Origin of the sequence: Collinsella aerofaciens, from assembly GCF_020709435.1 — a bacterium.
GTDB classification, from domain to species: domain Bacteria; phylum Actinomycetota; class Coriobacteriia; order Coriobacteriales; family Coriobacteriaceae; genus Collinsella; species Collinsella aerofaciens_AU.
The window spans coordinates 42,538-62,467 of record NZ_JAJFDP010000003.1; the positions used below are offsets into that span (position 1 = coordinate 42,538).

At 59.4% G+C, this 19,930-nt stretch carries 18 protein-coding genes; 14 read left to right on the forward strand and 4 right to left on the reverse strand.

Annotated features, from left to right (window positions below; all coding sequences use genetic code 11):
• The 8 genes from LK493_RS03005 (at nucleotide 1) to LK493_RS03040 (ending at nucleotide 7,376) form a co-directional block, all read left to right on the forward strand.
• The gene (locus tag LK493_RS03005) at nucleotides 1-852 is read left to right on the forward strand and encodes a sugar phosphate isomerase/epimerase family protein (RefSeq protein WP_227790081.1); all 852 of its coding nucleotides are present in this window, start codon (nucleotides 1-3) and stop codon (nucleotides 850-852) included.
• A 66-nt stretch (nucleotides 853-918) separates the two neighbouring features.
• Nucleotides 919-1,887, forward strand: coding sequence for an SIS domain-containing protein (locus tag LK493_RS03010; protein ID WP_195622406.1), 969 nt, complete (start codon nucleotides 919-921; stop codon nucleotides 1,885-1,887).
• Nucleotides 1,888-1,901: 14 nt separating this feature from the next.
• Nucleotides 1,902-2,765 carry a PfkB family carbohydrate kinase gene (locus LK493_RS03015; protein ID WP_227790082.1) on the forward strand — a complete coding sequence of 288 codons (864 nt, stop codon included), beginning with the start codon at nucleotides 1,902-1,904 and terminating at the stop codon, nucleotides 2,763-2,765.
• Nucleotides 2,766-2,883: 118 nt separating this feature from the next.
• Nucleotides 2,884-3,684 (forward strand): fructoselysine 6-kinase, encoded by an 801-nt coding sequence (frlD, locus tag LK493_RS03020; RefSeq protein WP_227790083.1) that lies wholly within the window; start codon nucleotides 2,884-2,886, stop codon nucleotides 3,682-3,684.
• 27 nt (nucleotides 3,685-3,711) lie between these two features.
• A complete protein-coding gene (locus LK493_RS03025; protein ID WP_227790084.1) occupies nucleotides 3,712-4,572 on the forward strand; it encodes an amidohydrolase family protein in 861 nt (286 codons plus the stop codon).
• On the forward strand, nucleotides 4,565-5,002 hold the full coding sequence (locus LK493_RS03030; protein ID WP_227790085.1) for a secondary thiamine-phosphate synthase enzyme YjbQ: 438 nt from the start codon (nucleotides 4,565-4,567) through the stop codon (nucleotides 5,000-5,002). The genes LK493_RS03025 and LK493_RS03030 overlap by 8 nt, the downstream gene beginning before the upstream one ends.
• 41 nt (nucleotides 5,003-5,043) lie before the next feature.
• Nucleotides 5,044-5,853: a BtpA/SgcQ family protein gene (locus tag LK493_RS03035; protein ID WP_227790086.1), complete on the forward strand. Its 810-nt coding sequence runs from the start codon at nucleotides 5,044-5,046 to the stop codon at nucleotides 5,851-5,853.
• A gap of 5 nt (nucleotides 5,854-5,858) precedes the next feature.
• Nucleotides 5,859-7,376 (forward strand): FGGY-family carbohydrate kinase, encoded by a 1,518-nt coding sequence (locus LK493_RS03040; RefSeq protein WP_227790087.1) that lies wholly within the window; start codon nucleotides 5,859-5,861, stop codon nucleotides 7,374-7,376.
• 301 nt (nucleotides 7,377-7,677) lie between these two features.
• On the opposite strand, the gene LK493_RS03045 is transcribed toward LK493_RS03040, so the two are convergent.
• A complete protein-coding gene (locus LK493_RS03045) occupies nucleotides 7,678-8,460 on the reverse strand; it encodes a TatD family hydrolase (RefSeq protein ID WP_227790088.1) in 783 nt (260 codons plus the stop codon).
• 14 nt (nucleotides 8,461-8,474) lie between these two features.
• Nucleotides 8,475-9,272: a tRNA threonylcarbamoyladenosine dehydratase gene (locus LK493_RS03050; protein ID WP_227790089.1), complete on the reverse strand. Its 798-nt coding sequence runs from the start codon at nucleotides 9,270-9,272 to the stop codon at nucleotides 8,475-8,477.
• 463 nt (nucleotides 9,273-9,735) lie between these two features.
• On the opposite strand from LK493_RS03050, the gene LK493_RS03055 reads away from it, so the two are divergent.
• The 3 genes from LK493_RS03055 to ettA all read left to right on the forward strand — a co-directional run bounded on the left by LK493_RS03055 (nucleotide 9,736) and on the right by ettA (nucleotide 12,575).
• Nucleotides 9,736-10,014, forward strand: coding sequence for an autorepressor SdpR family transcription factor (locus LK493_RS03055; RefSeq protein WP_227790090.1), 279 nt, complete (start codon nucleotides 9,736-9,738; stop codon nucleotides 10,012-10,014).
• Nucleotides 10,007-10,711, forward strand: coding sequence for an SdpI family protein (locus tag LK493_RS03060; RefSeq protein ID WP_227790091.1), 705 nt, complete (start codon nucleotides 10,007-10,009; stop codon nucleotides 10,709-10,711). Before LK493_RS03055 ends, LK493_RS03060 begins: the two co-directional genes overlap by 8 nt.
• A 184-nt stretch (nucleotides 10,712-10,895) precedes the next feature.
• Nucleotides 10,896-12,575 (forward strand): energy-dependent translational throttle protein EttA, encoded by a 1,680-nt coding sequence (ettA, locus tag LK493_RS03065; protein ID WP_055251458.1) that lies wholly within the window; start codon nucleotides 10,896-10,898, stop codon nucleotides 12,573-12,575.
• Nucleotides 12,576-12,789: 214 nt separating this feature from the next.
• Here ettA and LK493_RS03070 read toward each other — a convergent pair whose 3' ends face one another.
• Together LK493_RS03070 and LK493_RS03075 are read right to left on the reverse strand one after the other, a co-directional pair.
• The gene (locus LK493_RS03070; RefSeq protein ID WP_227790092.1) at nucleotides 12,790-14,085 is read right to left on the reverse strand and encodes a hypothetical protein; all 1,296 of its coding nucleotides are present in this window, start codon (nucleotides 14,083-14,085) and stop codon (nucleotides 12,790-12,792) included.
• Nucleotides 14,086-14,225: 140 nt separating this feature from the next.
• The gene (locus LK493_RS03075; RefSeq protein ID WP_227790093.1) at nucleotides 14,226-15,188 is read right to left on the reverse strand and encodes a hypothetical protein; all 963 of its coding nucleotides are present in this window, start codon (nucleotides 15,186-15,188) and stop codon (nucleotides 14,226-14,228) included.
• A gap of 203 nt (nucleotides 15,189-15,391) precedes the next feature.
• Between LK493_RS03075 and LK493_RS03080 the strand changes: the two genes are divergently transcribed.
• The 3 genes from LK493_RS03080 to LK493_RS03090 all read left to right on the forward strand — a co-directional run bounded on the left by LK493_RS03080 (nucleotide 15,392) and on the right by LK493_RS03090 (nucleotide 19,805).
• Nucleotides 15,392-17,371, forward strand: a complete 1,980-nt coding sequence (locus LK493_RS03080; protein ID WP_227790094.1) for an NAD(+) synthase — start codon at nucleotides 15,392-15,394, stop codon at nucleotides 17,369-17,371.
• Between the two features lie 118 nt (nucleotides 17,372-17,489).
• The gene (locus tag LK493_RS03085) at nucleotides 17,490-18,653 is read left to right on the forward strand and encodes a pyridoxal phosphate-dependent aminotransferase (RefSeq protein ID WP_006234344.1); all 1,164 of its coding nucleotides are present in this window, start codon (nucleotides 17,490-17,492) and stop codon (nucleotides 18,651-18,653) included.
• Nucleotides 18,654-18,854: 201 nt separating this feature from the next.
• Nucleotides 18,855-19,805 carry an L-lactate dehydrogenase gene (locus LK493_RS03090; protein WP_006234343.1) on the forward strand — a complete coding sequence of 317 codons (951 nt, stop codon included), beginning with the start codon at nucleotides 18,855-18,857 and terminating at the stop codon, nucleotides 19,803-19,805.
• Nucleotides 19,806-19,930 lie beyond the last annotated feature (125 nt).

The window sequence follows — 19,930 nt, forward strand, 5'->3', positions numbered from 1 at the left end:
ATGCCTGAAACCAAACCGACGATGCGTCGCGAGCAGATCGCGGGCATGAACATCCACTACATCATGTGGTCGCTCGACTATTTTTTGGATACGCAACAGCGCCTGGGCTTTGAGTCCATCGAGCTGTGGTGCGCCGAGCCCCATGTGACGCTCGATCACACTGGGTATTTTGAGGCCGAGGTTCTGGCGAAAAAGGCCGCCGACCGTGGTCTGCGCTATCGGACGCTCTGTCCCGAGAACGTGGTCTACCCATGGCAGTATTGCGCTCGTAAGCCGCTCCATGAGCAGCGGAGCCTGGCGTACTTCAAGCATGGCATCGAGCTTGCCGAGGTGCTGGGATGCGACCGCATGTCCGTAAACTCGGGTTGGGGTGACTGGGACGAGGATCGCGAAGAGGCGTGGAAGCGCAGTCGCGAGCACCTATCCATCTTGGCGGAGTATGCCGGCGAGCACGGTCTGGTGCTAACGATGGAGAGCCTGCGTCCCGAGGAGAGCAACCTTGTGACGACCGTCGCCGATGCTAAGCGCATGATTGATGAGGTCGCGAGTCCGTACCTGCAGCCTATGGTCGATACGACCGCAATGGGCGTTGCGGGTGAGTCGCTCGAGGACTGGTTTGCCGCATTTGGCGACGGTGCGATCCACGAGATGCACTTTATCGACGGCGATCCCTATGGCCATCTGGTCTGGGGTGACGGCAAGCACGATATGGATGCCTTCGTCGCCACGCTCAACGCCCATGGTTTCGATGGCATGTTGGGCCAGGAAATCACGGACGGTCGCTACTTCGATGATCCGGCGGCGGCAGATGCCAAGAACATGGCCGCCTTCGAGAAGTATCTGATTGACTAGATAAGATTTTGCTCGGCCATGCAAGACACGTCCTGCATGGCCGGCCAAGCTGGAAAGGAACTAAACATGAACGCACATGATCTGATTAAGGAAGCAATTGCCGAGAAGGGCAAGTTCGACAGCGTCTACTGGATCGCCTGCGGTGGCTCCATGATCGATCTGATCCCGGCCCATGAGCTCTTGCAGCGCGAGGCGACGACGTTTACCTCGTATATCTATACGGCCCGTGAGTTCGACATCATGCGTCCCCGTCGCCTGGGCGAGAAGTCTCTGGTCATTGCCTGCAGTCACAGCGGCAATACCCCCGAGGTCGTCGAGGGCTGCGAGATTGCCCTTGCCGCGGGCGCGACGGTGATCGCGCAGACCGATAACGCCGGTTCCAAGATCGATAATGGCAAGTGGGTCACCTGGGTGTACCCGTGGGGCGAGGGCGTTCCGCAGGCCGAAGTTCCTGCCGGTATCTCGCTGTCGCTCGCGGCCGAGCTGCTCGACCAGCAGGAGGGCTACGCCGATCTCGCCGACATGTATGCCGGTATTGCCGAAATGGATAAGATTCTGCCTCCCGCACGCGAAAAGGTAAATGCCGAGCTGGGCGATCGCTTCGCCAAGCTTTGCCAGGAGCATGAGTTCTTCTATATCCTGGGCAGCGGTCCCAACTTTAGCCAGACGTACGGCTTCGCTATCTGCTCGCTGATGGAGATGCAGTGGCAGCACTGCAGCTATATCCATTCCGCCGAGTACTTCCATGGCCCCTTTGAGGCTACCCAGGATGGCGTCTTCTACTTCTTGCAGATGGGCTCGAGCGAGTGCCGTCCTATGGACGAGCGCGCCCTGGCGTTCCTCGAGACCCATACCGACACGCTGATGGTGCTTGATGCCAAGGAGTACGGTATGGAGGCCGTGCCGGCGAGCGTTCGTGCCTATCTGGATCCGGTGCTGTTCTACGCTATGAACTGCGAGCTGCGTGCAGCGCGCGGCAAGGTGTTCGATCACGACCCCGACTTCCGCCGCTACATGGGCGTTGTTGAGTACTAGGAAGGATGGATACCATGGCTTTTAACGTGAACGCGCTCGGGTTCGGTGACAACGTCGTCGATCGCTATGAGCATATCCATACCATGTATCCCGGCGGCAATGCGGTGAATTTTGCCGTTTACGCCAAGAAGTGCGGCGCCGCGCGCTCCGCGTACATGGGCATCTTTGGTAACGACGCCGCTGCCGAGCATGTGATTGCAAGCCTCGAGGATGAGGGCATCGAGCTCGCTAAGTGCGAGCAGCTTATTGGCGAGAACGGCGCGGCGCGTGTGACCGTGGTCGATGGCGACCGCGTATTCCTCGGCTCCAACGAGGGCGGCATCCGTGGCGATGCGCGCTATGTGCTCGATCGCTTCGATCTGGCATACATGAAGCAGTTCGACGTAGTCCACTCGGGCAACTACTGCTTTACCGAGCGCGAGCTCCCCAAGCTGAAGGCTGCAGGCATCACCGTATCGTTTGACTTCTCGGACGATTCCACCGATGAATACTATGAGCAGATTGCCCCGTTTGTTGACTTCGCCTTCTTTAGCGCTGCCGATGCTGCAAGTGAGGATGAGATTCGCGAGCGCCTCGCTTGGGTTAAGAATTTGGGCCCGCGCTTTGTGTCCGCAACGGCGGGCGCCGAGGGCTGCATCGCCTATGACGGCGAGCACTACTATCGCCAGCTGGCAAAGCCCGTAACGGACATGAAGGACACCATGGGAGCCGGTGACTCGTTCCTGACCTCATTCCTGATGTGCTATCTCGATTCCGCCAAGCGCGGCGAGGACGGACCTGAGGCCATTGAGCGTGCGCTCGATTTTGCGGCAGGTTTTGCCTCGACCGTGTGCGGCATGGAGGGCTCTTGGGGCCACGGAGCTCCGATCACCGAGTAGCCTGAGAAAGCGCTGGGAGGCTTGGGGCTGAAGCCTTGGCTGACTGACGCTAGATTACATCGGAATTCGGATAGGGGCTCGCCTTGGGTGGGCCCCTTTTTGATTGCTGGAGAAGACTATGGATATCAAAGCATGTGCAGCTGGCTTTTGCTGTGCGGACGTGTACCAAAACATCGGCGTGTTCTATCCGACTGGCAATGGCATCGACTGGGGTATCCACCTGGCGCGAATGGGCATATCGGTATCTGCGGTGTCGGTCGTCGGAAAGGACGAGTACGGAGACAAAATGCGCGAGGCGCTGGCTGCCGAGGGGTTCGACATCTCGCATCTTCGCGTGGAGGACGGCGATACCTCGGTGATGCTCATGGCGTTGAAGGACGGCGTCGACCGCGTGCATCTCGAAGCGATTGACGGTGTCATGGAAACGTACCGACCAAACGATGATGACCGGGCATTTATCCTGGAGCACGATGTCATCCATACCGACCTGTTTGGAAACTGCTTAGACCTGCTGCCCGAATGGCACGAGGCAGGCAAGACCGTCGTCATGGACTTTTCGGTGTTCAGTCAAGATCCCGAATACGCCTGTGAGAACCATTTTCCTTACGTTGACTATGCCTTTATGTCGTTTGAGGAGGATAGCGCGGAGCTGCGCGACTGGGTGCGCCATGTGCAGGAGCTGGGCCCGCGCGTGGCAGTCGCCACACTTGGCGAGAAGGGAAGCATCGCCTATGACGGTGAGCGCTTCTATGAATGTGGGATCGTGCCGGCCGAGAAGGTTGTCAATACCGTGGGCGCCGGCGACTCGTATATCGCCGGATTCACCAAGGGTGTACTGGATGGGCTTGACGTGCCGGCGTGCATGCATGCCGGTGCCGAGCTTTCGTCCCGAGTCATTGGGTCGTTCGAACCGTACTAGGAATAAAAGCCTGGAAAGGAGTGCAAGATGGTAATCGATATGCTGGTCCAGCCCATGCTCTACGGCGAGATCTATACGCCAGGCGACGAGCCAGACGGCTTTGGTTTTTGGGAGCGTGAGTTTGGCATGGGGCACATGGGCCCCATGGACTGGGATGAGCTCGTGGCCGAAATGGATGTCTGCGATGTGCGGAAAAGCGTGCTCATGCCGCTCGATGTGACCACGGCGTGCGGCGGGCACTTTGGCACCAACGACCAGGTTGCCGCGCTTGTTGCCGCGCACCCCGATCGCCTATGGGGATTCGCGAGCGTGGACCCGCAAGTGAGTGGCGCCGCCGATGAGCTGGAGCGTGCCTTTACCGAGCTGGGGGCCAAGGGGCTCTGCCTGCATCCGGCAAAGCAAGGTTTTGCGCCCGATGATGCCGTGGCCGAGCCGCTCTACAAGCTCTGTGAGCGCTACAACAAGCCGGTGGTTTTCCATGCCGGTATGTCCTGGGAGCCGGATGCGGAGCTTTCGCGAAGCCACCCGCTTGCGTTTGAGCACACCATCGCAACGCATCCGGATGTGCGCTTTAACCTGACGCACTTTGGCTGGCCCTGGGTGCGCGAGACCGTGGCGATGCTGCTCAAGTATCCCAATTGCTATACGGATGCCTCTATTACCTATATCGATTCGCCCGAAGAAATGATGCAGCGGCTCTTCACCGTCGAAATGGGACCGCTGTGGTATGAGCGTGCCCTGTCTCATCAGGTGATGTTTGCCAGCAATACGCCACGCTTCCGCGCCTTCAAGCTCAAGCGGGCGCTTGATACTGTGCCCATGCGCGATGAGGCGCGGGAGAATCTGTATTCCGGTACGGCGCTGCGTTTTCTGAAAGGTGATGAGTGACATGGTGACACTCGAGACATTGAGCTATCTATCGACGGCGCCCGACCAGTTCATCGATATCACAGAAGATGTGCATGCCGCCATCGAGCGTAGTGCGGTGACCGATGGACTGGCAGCGATTATTTTGTCGCATACGACTTGCGGCATCGTGGTGAACGAGGGGCTTCCGTGCGTGGAGACCGATCTCATGGAGACGCTCGATCGCATTGCCCCGCCCGATGGCCCCTATGCGCATGCTCATTTCTTGCCGAGCTATGGTGCCACGGGCAATAACTCCTGTGGTCATATCAAGAGCATGATTTGCGGCAATAGCTGCTTCTTCCCCGTTCAAGACGGCCACATTGTATGTGGCGGGGCCCAGAACATCTACCTTGCGGAGTTCGATGGACCTCAGAAGCGAAAAGTGTTCGTTGAGGTGCTGGGCGAGTAGCAGTTGATGTCTGTGAGTCGGCGAGCTAAAGGAGATTGACCATGTCGTTTATGGCTTCGATGTTTGGGACCGAGAAACCGGTAATTGGCATGCTGCATCTGCAGCCGCTGCCTGGCGATCCTCTGTATTATCCGGGCGGCAGCGTTTCGCGCGTGATCGATGCCGCCAAGCGCGATCTCGAAGCGCTGCAGTCGGGTGGCGTGGACGGCATTCTGATCACCAATGAGCTATCGATGCCCTACGAGCAGCATGTGTCGGCAGTGACCCTTGCCGCTATGGGGCATGTCATCGGAGCTCTTGCCGCAGATTTCTCGACCCCTTGGGGTGCAGAGGCTATTTATGACGGCGATGCCACGATCGAGCTGTGCGCCGCCGTTGAGGCGCAGTTTACACGCTGCAATTTCTGCGGTGCCTGGGCTGGCGATCTTGGCCTGATCAATCGTGACTTTGCGCACACCATGCGCCGCCGCGCCGCCTTGCGTCTGGATGACCTAAAGATGTTCCATTTCATCACAAGCGAGGGCGAGGTGTATCTTAACGACCGATCGACTCCCGATATTGCCGATTCGCTGGTATTCAACTGCCTGCCGGACGCCCTTGTTATTGGTGGGTCTGCTGCCGGGCGCGGCGCTTCGGGCGAACTTGCCGACGAGGTACGCGCCCGTGTTGGCGATGTGCCGGTGGTATGTGGAACGGGATGCCGCGAGAATACCGTTGCAGACGTGTTTTCGCATTATGATGGCGCGTTTGTCGGTACCTGCCTCAAGCGAGACGGCAAGCTCGACGCCCCTGTCGAAGCCGAACGGGTCGCGCGGTTCATGGCTGCCGCCCGTGCCGCGAGAGGGGAGTGAGCGGCATGCCGTACTATCTTGGCATCGACATAGGAACGAGTGCGTCCAAGGGTGTGTTAATGGATGCGGAGTGTCGAATTGTGGCGCAGGCATCTTGTCAACATGAGACCGAGAACCCTCAGGATGGTTGGTATCAGCACGATGCAGAAGCGATTTGGTGGGGTGATTTTTGCCGGCTGTCTCGCGAGCTTATCGAGCGCGCGGGCATCGAGGCGAACCAGATCCGCTGCGTAGGGTTGTCGGCTTTGGGCTGTGATTGCGTGCCGGTCGATGAAGATTGCCACGCCTTGGCTCCGGCAATTCTCTACGGGGTTGATGCTCGCTCGAAGCCGCAGATTGACGAGCTTCTTTCCGAATATGGCCCCGATCGCGCTCGCGAGCTCTTTGGACACGATCCGTGTTCGTCGGATATCGCCCCTAAGGTCCTTTGGTTTAAGGAGAATATGCCTGAGGTCCATGAGCGGGCGGCGAAGTTTCTTACGGCTTCGTCCTATCTATGCGCCAAGCTTACCGGCAGGTTTACGATCGACCGTTATCTTGCCGAGGATTTCCTCCCCTTATACGATCGCGGGACGTGGCAGGTTAATGAGCGCGGGTGCGCGCGGTTCTGCCGTCCCGACCAGATGGCCGAAGTCATGGCGGCGACCGATATCGCCGGTGTAATCACGGATCGGGCGGCGGTTGAAACCGGTCTTGCGAGGGATACGCCGGTGCTTGTCGGAACAGGCGATTCGGGCGCCGAGGCGATTTCTACCGGAGTGTTCTGCCCCGGGGACATGATGGTGCAACTCGGGAGCACGGCCTACTTTATCTATTTGGCGGACCATATGGTCGATGACGCTCGTCTGTGGCCAGGGACATTCATCATCCCCGGAACTTACGGCATCTGCGCCGGCACCAATACAGCAGGTGCGTTGACGGCGTGGTTGCGACGCGAGTTGTACCGCGATGCCGTGGATGCCGAACACTCCGGTGGCCCCGATGCCTATGAGGTCATGGCGCACGATGCCGGGCAGGTAGGTCCTGGAGCAGATGGCCTGCTGTGTCTTCCGTACTTTGCGGGCGAGCGCACCCCGCTCAACGATCCCGAGGCGCGTGGCGTGTTCTTCGGACTGACCGAAAGGCATACTCGGGGCCATATGGTCCGCGCGGCTTTGGAGGGGGTCGCCTATACGGTCGCAGCGCATGTTGATATTATCGAGCGAGATCACGGATTGCCTATTGAGCACATTATGCTCGTGGGTGGCGGAACTAAGAATCCGGTATGGATGCAGACGATTGCCGATGTCTGCGGGCGCGCAGTTTCGGTTGCGAAGGTCACGGTGGGCGCATGTTTTGGCGATGCTCTTATGGCGGCACTTGCTGGCGGCGCCTATTCATCATGGGGTGAGCTTGCCCGGGTTCTTGGGGTCGCGCAAACGATCGAGCCTGATATGGACGCCCATGAGCTGTACGCATCGCGCCGCCATATCTTTGATGAGCTATATGCGCGAAATTGCGACCTTATGCACGAGTTAGTGTAGCGCCGACGAATTGCCTCACGCTCTTATGGGGGCCGCGTTGTGCGATTCGCGTGTCCCTTGAGGGTCGTGGGCAAAAAATGCCAAATATGAGTACTGTCACAAATTTAGTAGCAGCAAAATTTGGCTCTTGAGGTCCTAGTTGAGTGTCTGCGGACAACTTAAAGCCGTCTAATATGTCCCTGAGTATGCTAAAACGACCTGATAATGAACAGTTGTACATTATCAGGTCGTTGTTTTGATGCATAATAATGTGACAAGTTTTACAACAGTACTCATATTTGGCATTTTTTGCCCACTGGGGTCAGCGGAAGTCGAAAATGGAGTGGGAATTTTCCAGGACGACCGACTTGACGCTCTCCTCGGGGCAGTTTTTAAGCGCAGCAATGACCTCGGATACTCTTATGAGCGAATCGACGAGCTGTCGCGCGGATGTTCCCGCGTCTGGTTCGGCCGGCGCATCGGTTTCGAGCAACAAACGGTTGAGTGGAATCTGTCGCGCGTATTCGCGCCCACGTTTGGTCGCAAGCATGCGTTCGTTGATGGAAAAGAAGCTGCCTGCGTGGCGCGCACGGACGAGTTCATCCGAAGTGCCGCTAAACCAGTGGAAGATGATGATGGGGGAGTTGGGAGTGTCCTTTAGAAGGCCGCTCGACTCCAAAATGTCCAAGGCCGCTCCCACTGCGCGAACGGCGTGGATGGACAGAACGCGTCCAGGGAGCGGGTGCCGCGATAGCGTTCGGCATAGCCGTTCAAATGCCTGCGTCTGATTTCCCTCGGTTCCCGCAAAGCGTGGCGAGAAATCGAGTCCGACCTCGCCGATAAAGCGCTCTCGGCTAGCGAACTCGCAAAGCAAGTCGACCTCGGCGGTTCCGCATTGGCCGTCGGCAATCCACCAGGGATGGAGGCCCACCCCTGCAATAACGTTGGGGTCACTGCCGGCGCGCTTCTTTGCCGTTTCGAAATCGCGCGGATCGACGCCGCAATCAAAGAGTTCCAGCCCCATCGCTGCGGCTTCGTGGGCAACGGTGTTCGGGCTGGCCATCAGGTCGAGGTGACAGTGAGCATCAAAGGACTGCAGCTCCATCGCGGTGTGCCTTGCTAGTCTAGGCGCTGGCCGTCGGCACGCACGCGCTCGGTACCGCGTCCACTGATCTGGCGAATAACCTCGCCGGCAATCATCTGGCCCATGATGGGCGGCATAAAGCTGGCGGTTCCGAGTTCGGTGCGCTCGTGGATGTTGGAGGGGTCACGGCGCTGGGTCTTAACCGACTCCTCGCAGCTAAATAGAACGTGCAGACTTTTGATGCCGCGTTTTTTGCACTCTTTGCGCATGATGCGGCTCATAGGGTCGCGCACCGTGTCAAAGATATCGGCGAAGCGCAGGCATTCGGGATGCAGCTTGTTGCCGCCGCCCATAGAGCTCACCAGGCGAATGCCCTGGTCTTGGGCGTATTTGGCAACGGTGAGTTTGGCCGAAATCGTATCGATCGCGTCGATGACGTAGTCGAGCTTGCCGCCCGTCTGCTCCAGAACGCTTGCGAAGAACTCGTCGATGTTGTCGCTCAGGAGGTACTCAGTGCGCTTGATGACGGTGGCAGTGGGGTTGATGTCGTGGATCATGGCTTCCATAACGTCGACTTTGCGCTTGCCGATAGTGCTGTGAAATGCGATGGCCTGGCGGTTGATGTTGCTGGGCGCGATGGTGTCCTTATCTAGAATCACAAAATGCCCAATGCCGCCGCGAGCAAGTGCCTCACAGCAGTTTGAGCCGACGCCGCCGCAGCCGAGCACTAGCACCGTGGCATTGGCGAGCTTGTCGAGCGCCTCGCGGCCCATGATAATCTCGAGCTTGGTGTCGCGCGTCTCGACGGGAGCGGCGACTGCGGTTTCGGTCATAGATATCCTCCGATGGGGAAGTAATTAACGTATTTGGCTATCGCCATTATAGGTATTATCGCGATTCTATTTGAGGCCTTGGGGCATGTTGAAATGAAGCGGGGATTCGCATAAGATTGAAGCAGATGGCACCCGTGGCCGCGGGTTGGCCAACTCCGAAACACGTTTATGGCGTGAGAAGTGGCCGTCTTCGCATTACGCGGGGGCGGCTATTTCATTCGACCTCCAATGTGGATGCCGAGCTCCACAGCCGCGATTACAAGCAATAACAACGTCAGGACATCGTCAATACTCATAGTCCATCTCCTTCTCTGGTAGAGGGGAGCTGGCCCATCTGCTTCTAACGGTATTGTAACTAAAAGCGAACGAGTGTTCTATGGCTATTGCTGAATTAGATAATTAGACAAACATCTAAATATCGAGTATAGTGTGCGCGTCGAACGAACTGGTGAGAGGAGGTTCTATGCCGGGAGAGGGTTTTAAGGCACTTGCCGATCCAACGCGACGGCGCATTTTGGAGTTGCTGCGCGAGGGCAATTGCACGGCGGGGGAGCTTGCCGAGCATTTCGATATCAGTAAGCCGTCGCTGAGCCATCACTTGGCGACGCTTAAAAACGCCGGGTTGGTGACCGACGAGCGCCATGGCCAAAACATCGTATACAGCTTAAACACCACCGTCATGCAGGATTTAATTGGCTGGTTTATGGGTTTTACAAACAATGAAGGTGATAAGGATGAATAACGAAAACAAGGGCATTCACCCCACAGGGGTATCGTCGCGCGTGTGGATTGCGCTGGTCGCTCTGTGCGTCGCCAATGTCGTAGCGCACCTCATGGTGATGCCGAGCTTGCCTGCGCAGATTCCCACGCACTGGGGCGCGAACGGCGCTGTCGACGGTTGGGGTCCTAGCTGGATGGCCTCCGCGCTCGGCGTGCTGCCTCTGGCGCTTCTCGCAATGTTCTGCGTGGTGCCGCGCATCGATCCCAAAGGTGAGGCATATCGAACCTCGGGTAAGTTCTATCAGGGCTTCGTAATTGCCTTCACCTTGTTCATGTGCGCCATAAGCTGGCTGGGAGAGCTCACGGTGTGGGGCGTGGTGCCGGCGGTCGGTTCGGTCAACGTGCTGATTTCCGGTGTTGTCGGTTTGCTGTTCATCGGCGTAGGCAACTACTTGCCGCGTGTGAAGCAGAACTATACGCTCGGTATCAAGACGCCCTGGGCGCTTGCCGATCCCGAGAACTGGCGCCGTACGCAGCGCTTTGGCGGTGCCTGCTTTATGGTGCTGGGTGCTGGCCTCATCGTAATGGGCGTGGCAGGTGCGGTGCTTTCGAGTGAAGTCGTCGCCGCGGTGATTGCGGTGCTGGCGTTTGGTTCGGCCGGAGCCGTCTACGTCTACTCGTATCTGCTGTGGCGCAAATCGCAGCGAGCCGCTCGCTAAGGTTGCGGAAAACTAGCGTACGCAGTTCATAGTATGTTCCGGGGGACTTTTCCCAGGTAGTATTAGGGGGTATGGGCAACCATGCCCCTTTTTCGTTAAGTTTCAGAGCTGGTTTTTTCATTTCGTTTCCACTAAAGCGAAACAAGAATAGGGAAACAGCAGGTAGAAAGGATAGAACAGGCATATGGCGGAGTTTATCTACCAGATGTATCAGGCTCGCAAGGCCCATGGCGACAAGGTAATTCTTGACGACGTGACCCTGAGCTTCTACCCCGGTGCCAAGATCGGCGTCGTGGGCCCCAACGGCATGGGTAAGTCGACCTTGCTTAAGATCATGGCCGGTATTGAGGAGGTCTCCAACGGCGATGCCAGGCTCACCCCCGGCTACACCGTGGGCATCCTGCAGCAGGAGCCGCCGCTCGATGACGACAAGACCGTCATCGAGAACGTGCGCATGGCGTTTGGCGATATGATCGCCAAGGTCGATCGCTTCAACAAGATCGGCGAGGAGATGTGCGACCCGGATTGCGACATGGACGCACTCATGGCCGAGATGGGCAAGCTCCAGGACGAGATCGACGCCGCCGACGGCTGGGATATCGATTCCAAGCTCGGCCAGGCCATGGACGCCCTGCAGCTGCCCGATTCTGACATGCCGGTCAACGTGCTTTCCGGCGGCGAGCGTCGTCGCGTGGCCCTGTGCAAGCTGCTGCTCGAGGCTCCCGACCTGCTGCTGCTCGACGAGCCCACGAACCACCTGGACGCCGAGTCGATCCTGTGGCTCGAGCACTTCCTGCACAACTACCAGGGCGCGGTGCTTGCCGTCACACACGATCGCTACTTCCTGGATAACGTTGCCGAGTGGATCTGCGAGGTCGACCGTGGCCACCTTTATCCCTACAAGGGCAACTACTCCACGTATCTGGAGACCAAGGCCGCCCGTATCGAGGCGCAGGGCAACCGCGACGCCAAGCTCGCCAAGCGCATGGAGGCCGAGCTCGAGTGGGTACGCAGCTCGCCCAAGGCCCGTCAGGCCAAGAACAAGGCCCGTCTGGCTCGCTATGAGGAGATGGAGGCCGAGGCCCGCGCAAGCCAGAAGCTCGACTGGACCGACATCCGCATCCCTGTGGGCCCGCGTTTGGGCAACAAGGTGCTCGAGGCCCATCATCTGCACAAGGAGTTCGACGGTCGCGTGCTCATCGATGACCTTTCGTTCACCCTGCCGCGTAACGGCATCGTGGGCGTCATCGGCCCCAACGGTGTGGGCAAGACTACGCTGTTCAAGACGATTGTGGGTCTGGAGCCGCTGACTTCGGGCGAGCTCGAGGTGGGCGAGACCGTCAAGATTTCTTACGTCGACCAGAACCGTTCCGGCATCGACCCCGATAAGAACCTGTGGGAGGTCGTCTCGGATGGCCTGGACCACATGATGGTCGGCGAGACTGAGGTTCCGAGCCGCGCTTATGTGGCGAGCTTTGGCTTTAAGGGCCAGGACCAGCAGAAGCGCGCTGGCGTACTATCCGGTGGCGAGCGCAACCGTCTGAACTTGGCACTCACGCTCAAGCAGGGCGGCAACCTGCTGCTCCTCGACGAGCCCACGAACGACCTCGACGTCGAGACGCTGTCCTCGCTCGAAGCGGCGCTGCTCGAGTTCCCGGGCTGCTCGGTGGTCATTAGCCACGACCGTATGTTCCTGGACCGCGTCGCCACGCACATTCTGGCGTGGGAGGGCACCGACGAGAATCCGGGCAACTGGTATTGGTTCGAGGGCAACTTCGAGGCCTATCAGGCCAACCGCATCGAGCGCCTGGGCGAGGATGCAGCCCAGCCGCATCGTATTCACCGTAAGCTGACGCGCGACTAGATCGTTACGCGGTTTTCCAAACCGCGTAACTGCTCGACGCTGCGCGGGTCGCAAGCACCCCATCTTGCCGTTCAAGCCGTCGTTCGCGTACCGAAGTACGCGTCGCTCCTCTTTCACGGCAACCTGGGGCACTTGCGGCCCGCTCGCTGTTGGTTACGCAGCATCAACAAATAAAAACGGCTCAAATCCTGATTTGAATTTGAGCCGTTTGTCGTTACTGCTCGGGTTCTTCGACTTTATCGATGGCCCAGGTGGATCCGAGGCCACCGGTGGTGTTGCGGCGGATGCGCACGGTAACCTCGCGGCGCTCGCCGGCCTGCGTGTAGCGCAGGGGGAAGCTTGCGCGGTTTCGCGCGGCCTCGATGGTACCGCGCTCGCGGGCGATCCAGTAGTACTCGCCGACGATGCCGAGCGTGTCGGCGCCGTAGGGGAGATAGGTTGACAGCTGGTGCAGAAGCGGGCCGGGGCAGAAGACCTCGGTTGCGAAATCGACGGGGAAGTCCTCGGGGATGGCGGGCGCTACGGGTGCGGGGGCCGGTACCATCGTCGGTGCGAAGGCCTGCTCATTGACGGGCGTCACCTCGATGACGGGCGCGGGTTCGGCGCCGAGTACTGATTCGGTGTCCGCTTTCGGCATCGCCGCGGAATCTGCGGGTTCGACGATGGCAGGTGCGTCTGCGGTCGCGGTGTCGAACTCGACTTGCGGAGCGCTCTGATTCTCGACGCTCGACTTTGCCTCGATGGGCGTGGATGCCATGGTGGTGATGCCGGCGTTTGCGTTCTCGGGGTCATAGACGACCGTGAGCGAGATGGCGGGCTGCGGTGCCTCGGGCTCCGGCGCCGACTCGGTAGCGCCTTGATCGGCGGGCTCGTCGGACTGATCGTCCTCGGTCTTGTCACCAAAGACATCGCTGTTTTGGAATGCAGACGTCTCGGGCCGGTCAGCGGCTTCTTCGGTTGTCGACTTGGGAGCTTCGTTGAGCTCCGCAGTGGTTTCCTGCTCAGATATGACTTCGGGATCGGTCGTGGCGGTGGTTTCGGCTTCCGCTGTTACCTCAATAGCGGCTTCGATCTCTGTCTCGGGCTCGGGTTCCGGCACGGCTTCAACCATGACTTCGGGCTCGGGACGCTTAACGTGCTTGGGACGCACGGCCTTGAGGTCCTTCTCACCGCGCTTTTTCTTTTTGTAGGACTGCTTGGCGCCCTTGGCAGCCTTGGACTTGTCCTCGCCCTTGGCAAGGGCGGCATCCCAGGCCTCGTTGGCGATGACGGTGGCATACAGGCGACCGCCCTTAAAGACGGTCAGCTTAATGCAGTCGTCGAGCTCCTCGAGCAGCTCACGCGTGGACTCAAAGCCCAGGTCATAAGCGGTCATGTCGCCGGCGGCGAGCGCCTCCTCGACCTGTGTCATAAACGTTTGCTTGCCGCACCCAATCGCGTCGCGCAGCAGGCGATACAGATAGATGTGGTTGCCCAGCGAAAGCGTGGACCTAACTATTGTCTTGCTCATGGCAAATCTCCTCTTTACACATGTAAAGCATCTTACCATCGCATAGCGTTCGCCATGGCGGCGCCCAAGGCAAACGGGCGCGAACCGCTTTCGATTCGCGCCCGTTGTACAGGTCGGTTATCTATGAGAGGCAAATGTACTTAGTTGCCCGATGCCGTGCCTTGGCTCGAGTTGTCAGATGCCGTGCCGGACGCGGTTCCACTCGAGCTGTTCGAGCCGTTGGTGTTGTTGCTGTCTGCTGTGCCCGTTCCCGAAGTGGTGTCGCTCGTCTGGCCGCCCGTGCTCGGCTGCGAACCGCCAGTCGTTTGGCTTGAGTCGGTCGTGCCGGACGGCGTGCTACTGCTGGCCGTAGAGGAATCGGTGCCCTGCGATTGGTTTTGGGTGTTCGAGAACGAATTGGCAGAGGTAGAACTGTCTTGCGTATCGTCCGTCTGCGCCTGCTGATCTTGCGACTGGGTGTTGCCATTTGCATCGCTCTCGGTCGTGCGCGACGAAAGGATTGGCTCGGGGCGCTCGCCCAGACCCTCACCGGCGGTGGTTATAAGGATGGCGCCGGTGCAGGCGATGACCGCGACGATGGCGATGGCGATCGAGAAGACGATGACCTTCTTTTGCGTCTGGCTGCGCTCTGCCGCGGCCTTGGCGCGCAGGCTGTTAGGGGCGACGCGCGCCGTGGTCGCACGCCCCGCAACCTGGCGCATCTCCTGCGTAGTCGCGGCGCCGCCCAGGTGCTCCTCGGCATTAAGCTCAACGGGCTCATAGGCGCCGGCGGGGTAGTCGACGTCGGCGTGCGTACCTTTGAGGGCTTTGGCGCTGGCAGAGATAAAGTGGCGGTAGACCTGCGAGGACACAACGGTGATGACCGAGCTCACGGCGGCGCCAATTACTGAACCAGCGATGCCAATCTTGGAAGCAAGCGCGACACTTGTGGCGGCGGCTGCGGCGCCAGCGATGATCTGAGGAATGGAAATGTCATCGAACAGGCCCTTTTTGGGCGCGATGGCCATGGTCTGTCCGATGGAATGGTTTTCGTGCACGCCGTTGTTGAGCGCGGCCGGTGTCATGACGCGCGTGCGCGGCGCGTCGGTGTACTTGGTTGTCATACGGGGTCCTCCCGGTGTAAATCTGCTTCGTTTCGTGTAGCCATCAGGGTACCCACCAGATGTGAATCGTACGTGACATTTAACAGATACCATCAACTCATCAATTGCTCACCAAGTTGGTGGGATGCGGTTACACCCGGCGGTTGAACTACAATAGGACTTGCTAATTGTTGTGAATGGCGTCTACGCACGGGAGCATTCTTATGAATCTTCACCTTTCTCAGTCTGATGGCTTTTTGCGTGTGGCGGCGGCATCGCCGCAGATTCGCGTTGCCGATGTCGAGGGCAATGCCGAGGTTGCGTTGGCAGCTGTTCGCGAGGCTGCCGAGCGCGGCGTTCGTGCTCTGGTGCTGCCCGAGTTTAACCTGACCGGCTATACCGCGGCCGACCTGTTCCATAACCGCACGCTGCTGCATGCCTGCGAGACCGCGCTGGCACATGTTCTCGATGAAACCCGTGAGCTGCCGATTGTCTTTACCATCGGTCTTCCCGTTGCAGTTGCCGAGAATATTTACAACTGTGCCGCCGTGTGCTGTGCGGGCGAGCTTTTGGGCCTCACGGCCAAGAAGTATCTGCCCAACTATGGCGAGTTCTACGAGCGCCGCTGGTTTGCTCCGGCGCCCGCAGATCCCGTGTGGGTCGAGTTTGCCGGTCAGGGTCCGGTTCCGCTGGGTTCGGGACTTGTCTACCGCTGCTGTGATGAGGGTGCCGAGGATATGGTGCTGGGCGTTGAGGTCTGCGAGGACCTGTGGGTGCCGGCGCCCCCTTCGACCGAGATGGCGCTTGCCGGTGCGACGGTGATCCTCAATCCGTCGGCTTCGGACGAGATTATCGGTAAGGCGGATTACCGCCGCAGCCTCATTTCCAACCAGAGCGCGCGCCTGTACTGCGCCTATGCCTACGCGGACGCGAGCGAGGGCGAGTCCACGACCGACATGGTCTTTGCGGGCGAGAACCTCGTCTACGAAAACGGCTCCAAGCTCGCCGCGACCAAACTGCTTACCTGCGATATGGCCATCGCCGACGTTGACCTTGACCGCCTGGTTGCCGAGCGCCGTCGCTCGACGACGTGGACGCGCGCGGACGATGCGCCGGAGGCCACGACCATTGAGTTTTCGTTTGAGGGCGTGCTGGCCGAAGAACCTGTCTTGCGCGATGCCTGCGATATCGACCGCGTTTTCCCGCGCGCGCCCTTTGTGCCGGCCGACCACGGCGACCTGGCCGAGCGCTGCGAGACCATCCTCGACCTGCAGACTGCGGGCCTCAAGACCCGCCTCGCCCATACGGGTACCAAGGCTGCGGTCATCGGCCTTTCGGGCGGCTTGGACTCCACGCTGGCACTGCTTGTGACCGTGCGTGCCTTCGATGCACTGGGGCTGTCGCGCACGGGTATCACGGCGGTTTCCATGCCCGGCTTTGGCACGACGCACCGCACTAAGTCCAATGCCGAGTCGCTCGCTCGTGACTTGGGTGTGAGCTTCCGCGAGGTCTCAATCCATGCTGCCGTGGAACAGCACTTTAAGGATATCGAGCATGATCCGGCCGTGCAGGACGTGACCTACGAGAACAGCCAGGCGCGCGAGCGTACGCAGATTCTGATGGATCTGGCCAACCAGGCTGGCGGTTTTGTCATCGGCACGGGCGACCTGTCGGAGCTGGCGCTCGGCTGGGCTACCTATAACGGCGACCACATGAGCATGTACGCCGTCAACGCGAGCGTGCCTAAGACGCTTGTGCGCCATCTGGTGCGCTATGCGGCCGATGTGTTTGGCGGGCGTATTGCCGAGACGCTGCTCGACATCCTCGATACGCCGGTGTCCCCCGAGCTTCTGCCGCCCACGGGCGACGGCGAGATTGCGCAGAAGACCGAGGATTTGGTGGGCCCGTATGAGCTGCACGACTACTTCCTCTACTACCTGCTGCGTTTTGGCTTTGAGCCGGGCAAGATCTACCGCATGGCGCTCAAGAGCTTCGAGGGCGTCTACGACGCCAAGACCGTCCACACGTGGCTACGTACGTTCTACCGTCGCTTCTTTGCCCAGCAGTTTAAGCGCAGCTGCCTGCCCGATGGTCCCAAGGTGGGTTCGGTGACGCTCAGCCCGCGCGGCGATTGGCGTATGCCGAGTGACGCTAGCTCGCGTCTGTGGCTTGCGCAGATCGACGCGCTCAATCCAGTTGACTAAGGTTGGCTAAATTGAACCAATACGGGGGTTGCAAGCGTTACACTTTTGCAATCTGATGGCCCGTATCGCGCGGTGCTCTTGTCGGAGCGCCGCGTTTTTTATATCGAAAGGTGGCACCATGCAGGCATCGCAGCGTCTCGACCGCTTTGGCGCGGAGGTCTTCGCCTCGCTCAACAACAAGCTTCTCGCGCTGAAGGCTCAGGGCAAGACCATTTACAACATGAGCGTGGGCACGCCCGACTTTAAGCCGTACGACCATGTGGTCGAGGCGCTCACGCAGGCAGCCCAAGATCCCGAGATGTGGAAGTATGCCCTGCGCGACCTGCCCGAACTCAAGCAGGCCGTGTGCGATTACTATGAGCGTCGCTTTGGCGTTTCGGGCATTACGCCGTCTATGGTGCAGTCGTGCAACGGCACGCAGGAGGGGGTGGGCCATTTGGGCCTTGCCCTGCTCGATCCGGGTGACACCATTTTGGTTCCCGATCCGTGCTACCCGGTCTTTGAGGCGGGTGCCAAGATCGCCGATGCCAAGCTCGAATACTATCCGCTGGTTGCCGAGCACAATTACCTGCCCTATGTGGCGGGTATCGATCCCGAGGTTGCCGATCGTGCCAAGTACATGATCGTGTCGCTGCCCGCGAACCCGGTCGGCTCGGTGGGCACGCCCGAGGTCTACGAGGAGATTATCGCCTTTGCCCGCGAGCATGATCTGTTGATCGTCCATGATAACGCGTACTCCGACATCGTGTTTGACGGCGAGCCCGGCGGCAGCTTCTTGCAGTATCCCGGCGCGCTCGAGGTGGGCGTTGAGTTCTTCTCGCTCTCCAAGTCGTTTAACGTCACCGGTGCCCGCATCGGCTTTTTGGTCGGTCGCGAGGATGTGGTCTCTGCCTTTGCCAAGCTGCGCGGCCAGATCGACTTTGGTATGTTCTTCCCGATTCAGAAGGCCGCCATCGCGTGCCTGAACGGTCCGCGCGATGAGGTCGAGGCGCAGCGTCTGAAGTACCAGGAACGCCGCGATGCCCTGTGCGACGGTCTTGAGGGCCTGGGCTGGGAGCGTCCCAACGCGCATGGCTCTATGTTTGTGTGGGCCAAGCTTCCCGGTGGTCGCACCGATTCCATGGCGTTTTGCGAGGAGCTCATGGAGAAGGCCGGCGTTGTGGTGACGCCGGGCGCGAGCTTTGGCCCTTCGGGCGAGGGGCACGTGCGCATGGCGCTGGTCCTGCCGCCCGATCAGATCGCTTTGGCTGTCGAGGCCATTCGCGAGGCGGGCCTGTATTAGAAACCTATTTCGACTCGTCAATAGCTCGAAACCGATTTCGTGCAGTTATTTTACGAATTCTGCAAACAATTTCGGTAAACGGTCGATTTTTGGCTGCGAATAGGAGCATAATCAAAGTCCCGATTGGATGTATTGGGATTACGGCAAGCCGCTCGGGTCGTTCCCGGGCGGCTTGTTTGTGGAGAGAGATGGGAGTTTCTAATGGTTAACGAGAAGAAGGTCGCTATTGTCGGCTGCGGCTTCGTCGGTTCGTCTTCGGCGTTCGCTCTGATGCAGAGCGGTCTGTTCTCCGAGATGGTCCTCATCGACGTGGACAAGAACCGCGCCGAGGGTGAGGCTCTGGATATCGCGCACGGCATGACGTTTGCCGAGCCGATGAAGATCTACGCCGGCGATTATTCCGATGTCGCCGACGCCGCCATGATCGTCGTCACCGCTGGCGCTGCCCAGAAGCCCGGTGAGACCCGCCTGGACCTGGTCAACAAGAACGTTAACATCTTTAAGTCCATTATCCCCGAGATTAAGAAGTCCGGCTTCGACGGCATTCTGCTAATCGTCTCCAACCCGGTTGATGTTCTGACCTATGCTGCCATCAAGATGTCCGGCCTGCCCGAGGGCCATGTCATCGGCTCCGGTACCGTGCTCGACACTGGCCGTCTGCAGCAGATGCTTGGTGCCCACGTCGAGGTTGACCCGCGCGATGTCCAGGCCTATGTCATGGGCGAGCACGGCGACTCCGAGTTTGTCGCTTGGTCCAGCGCTCAGGTTGCTGGCGTTCCGCTGAACACCTTCTGCGAGCTTCACGGTCATCTGGAGCACGAGGCTGCCGAGAAGCGTATCGCCGAGGACGTTAAGAACTCCGCCTACACCATCATCGAGAAGAAGCACGCCACCTACTACGGCGTCGCCATGGCCGTTAAGCGCATCTGCACCGCTGTTATGCGTGATGAGCAGACCGTTCTGCCCGTTTCCTCGCTCATGGTGGGCGAGTATGGCCTGTCCGATCTGGCCATCTCCATGCCGACGGTCGTTGGCCGCGACGGCGTCGTCTGCCGCGTCCCCGTGCCGCTGAACGATGACGAGCAGCATGAGCTCACCGCCTCCGCCAAGGCCCTCAAGGACATCATCGACAGCGTCGACTTCTCCTGCTAAATTCGGCTCGTTTGGGCAACAGGCTACAATGAAAGGCGTCCGGGCCACACGGTCCGGGCGCCTTTTTAGTGCGAGGGGGGGGTCAGGTTACTTTGCACCACCCCAATGCACCATAGTTGATGGGA

Excerpts from the sequence above, each read along its gene's own strand:
- LK493_RS03005 (WP_227790081.1), top strand. The coding sequence starts at position 1 with ATGCCTGAAACCAAACCGACGATGCGTCGCGAGCAGATCGCGGGCATG.
- LK493_RS03010 (WP_195622406.1), top strand. The coding sequence starts at position 919 with ATGAACGCACATGATCTGATTAAGGAAGCAATTGCCGAGAAGGGCAAG.
- LK493_RS03015 (WP_227790082.1), top strand. The coding sequence starts at position 1,902 with ATGGCTTTTAACGTGAACGCGCTCGGGTTCGGTGACAACGTCGTCGAT.
- frlD (WP_227790083.1), top strand. The coding sequence starts at position 2,884 with ATGGATATCAAAGCATGTGCAGCTGGCTTTTGCTGTGCGGACGTGTAC.
- LK493_RS03025 (WP_227790084.1), top strand. The coding sequence starts at position 3,712 with ATGGTAATCGATATGCTGGTCCAGCCCATGCTCTACGGCGAGATCTAT.
- LK493_RS03030 (WP_227790085.1), top strand. The coding sequence starts at position 4,565 with ATGAGTGACATGGTGACACTCGAGACATTGAGCTATCTATCGACGGCG.
- LK493_RS03035 (WP_227790086.1), top strand. The coding sequence starts at position 5,044 with ATGTCGTTTATGGCTTCGATGTTTGGGACCGAGAAACCGGTAATTGGC.
- LK493_RS03040 (WP_227790087.1), top strand. The coding sequence starts at position 5,859 with ATGCCGTACTATCTTGGCATCGACATAGGAACGAGTGCGTCCAAGGGT.
- LK493_RS03045 (WP_227790088.1), bottom strand. The coding sequence starts at position 8,460 with ATGGAGCTGCAGTCCTTTGATGCTCACTGTCACCTCGACCTGATGGCC.
- LK493_RS03050 (WP_227790089.1), bottom strand. The coding sequence starts at position 9,272 with ATGACCGAAACCGCAGTCGCCGCTCCCGTCGAGACGCGCGACACCAAG.
- LK493_RS03055 (WP_227790090.1), top strand. The coding sequence starts at position 9,736 with ATGCCGGGAGAGGGTTTTAAGGCACTTGCCGATCCAACGCGACGGCGC.
- LK493_RS03060 (WP_227790091.1), top strand. The coding sequence starts at position 10,007 with ATGAATAACGAAAACAAGGGCATTCACCCCACAGGGGTATCGTCGCGC.
- ettA (WP_055251458.1), top strand. The coding sequence starts at position 10,896 with ATGGCGGAGTTTATCTACCAGATGTATCAGGCTCGCAAGGCCCATGGC.
- LK493_RS03070 (WP_227790092.1), bottom strand. The coding sequence starts at position 14,085 with ATGAGCAAGACAATAGTTAGGTCCACGCTTTCGCTGGGCAACCACATC.
- LK493_RS03075 (WP_227790093.1), bottom strand. The coding sequence starts at position 15,188 with ATGACAACCAAGTACACCGACGCGCCGCGCACGCGCGTCATGACACCG.
- LK493_RS03080 (WP_227790094.1), top strand. The coding sequence starts at position 15,392 with ATGAATCTTCACCTTTCTCAGTCTGATGGCTTTTTGCGTGTGGCGGCG.
- LK493_RS03085 (WP_006234344.1), top strand. The coding sequence starts at position 17,490 with ATGCAGGCATCGCAGCGTCTCGACCGCTTTGGCGCGGAGGTCTTCGCC.
- LK493_RS03090 (WP_006234343.1), top strand. The coding sequence starts at position 18,855 with ATGGTTAACGAGAAGAAGGTCGCTATTGTCGGCTGCGGCTTCGTCGGT.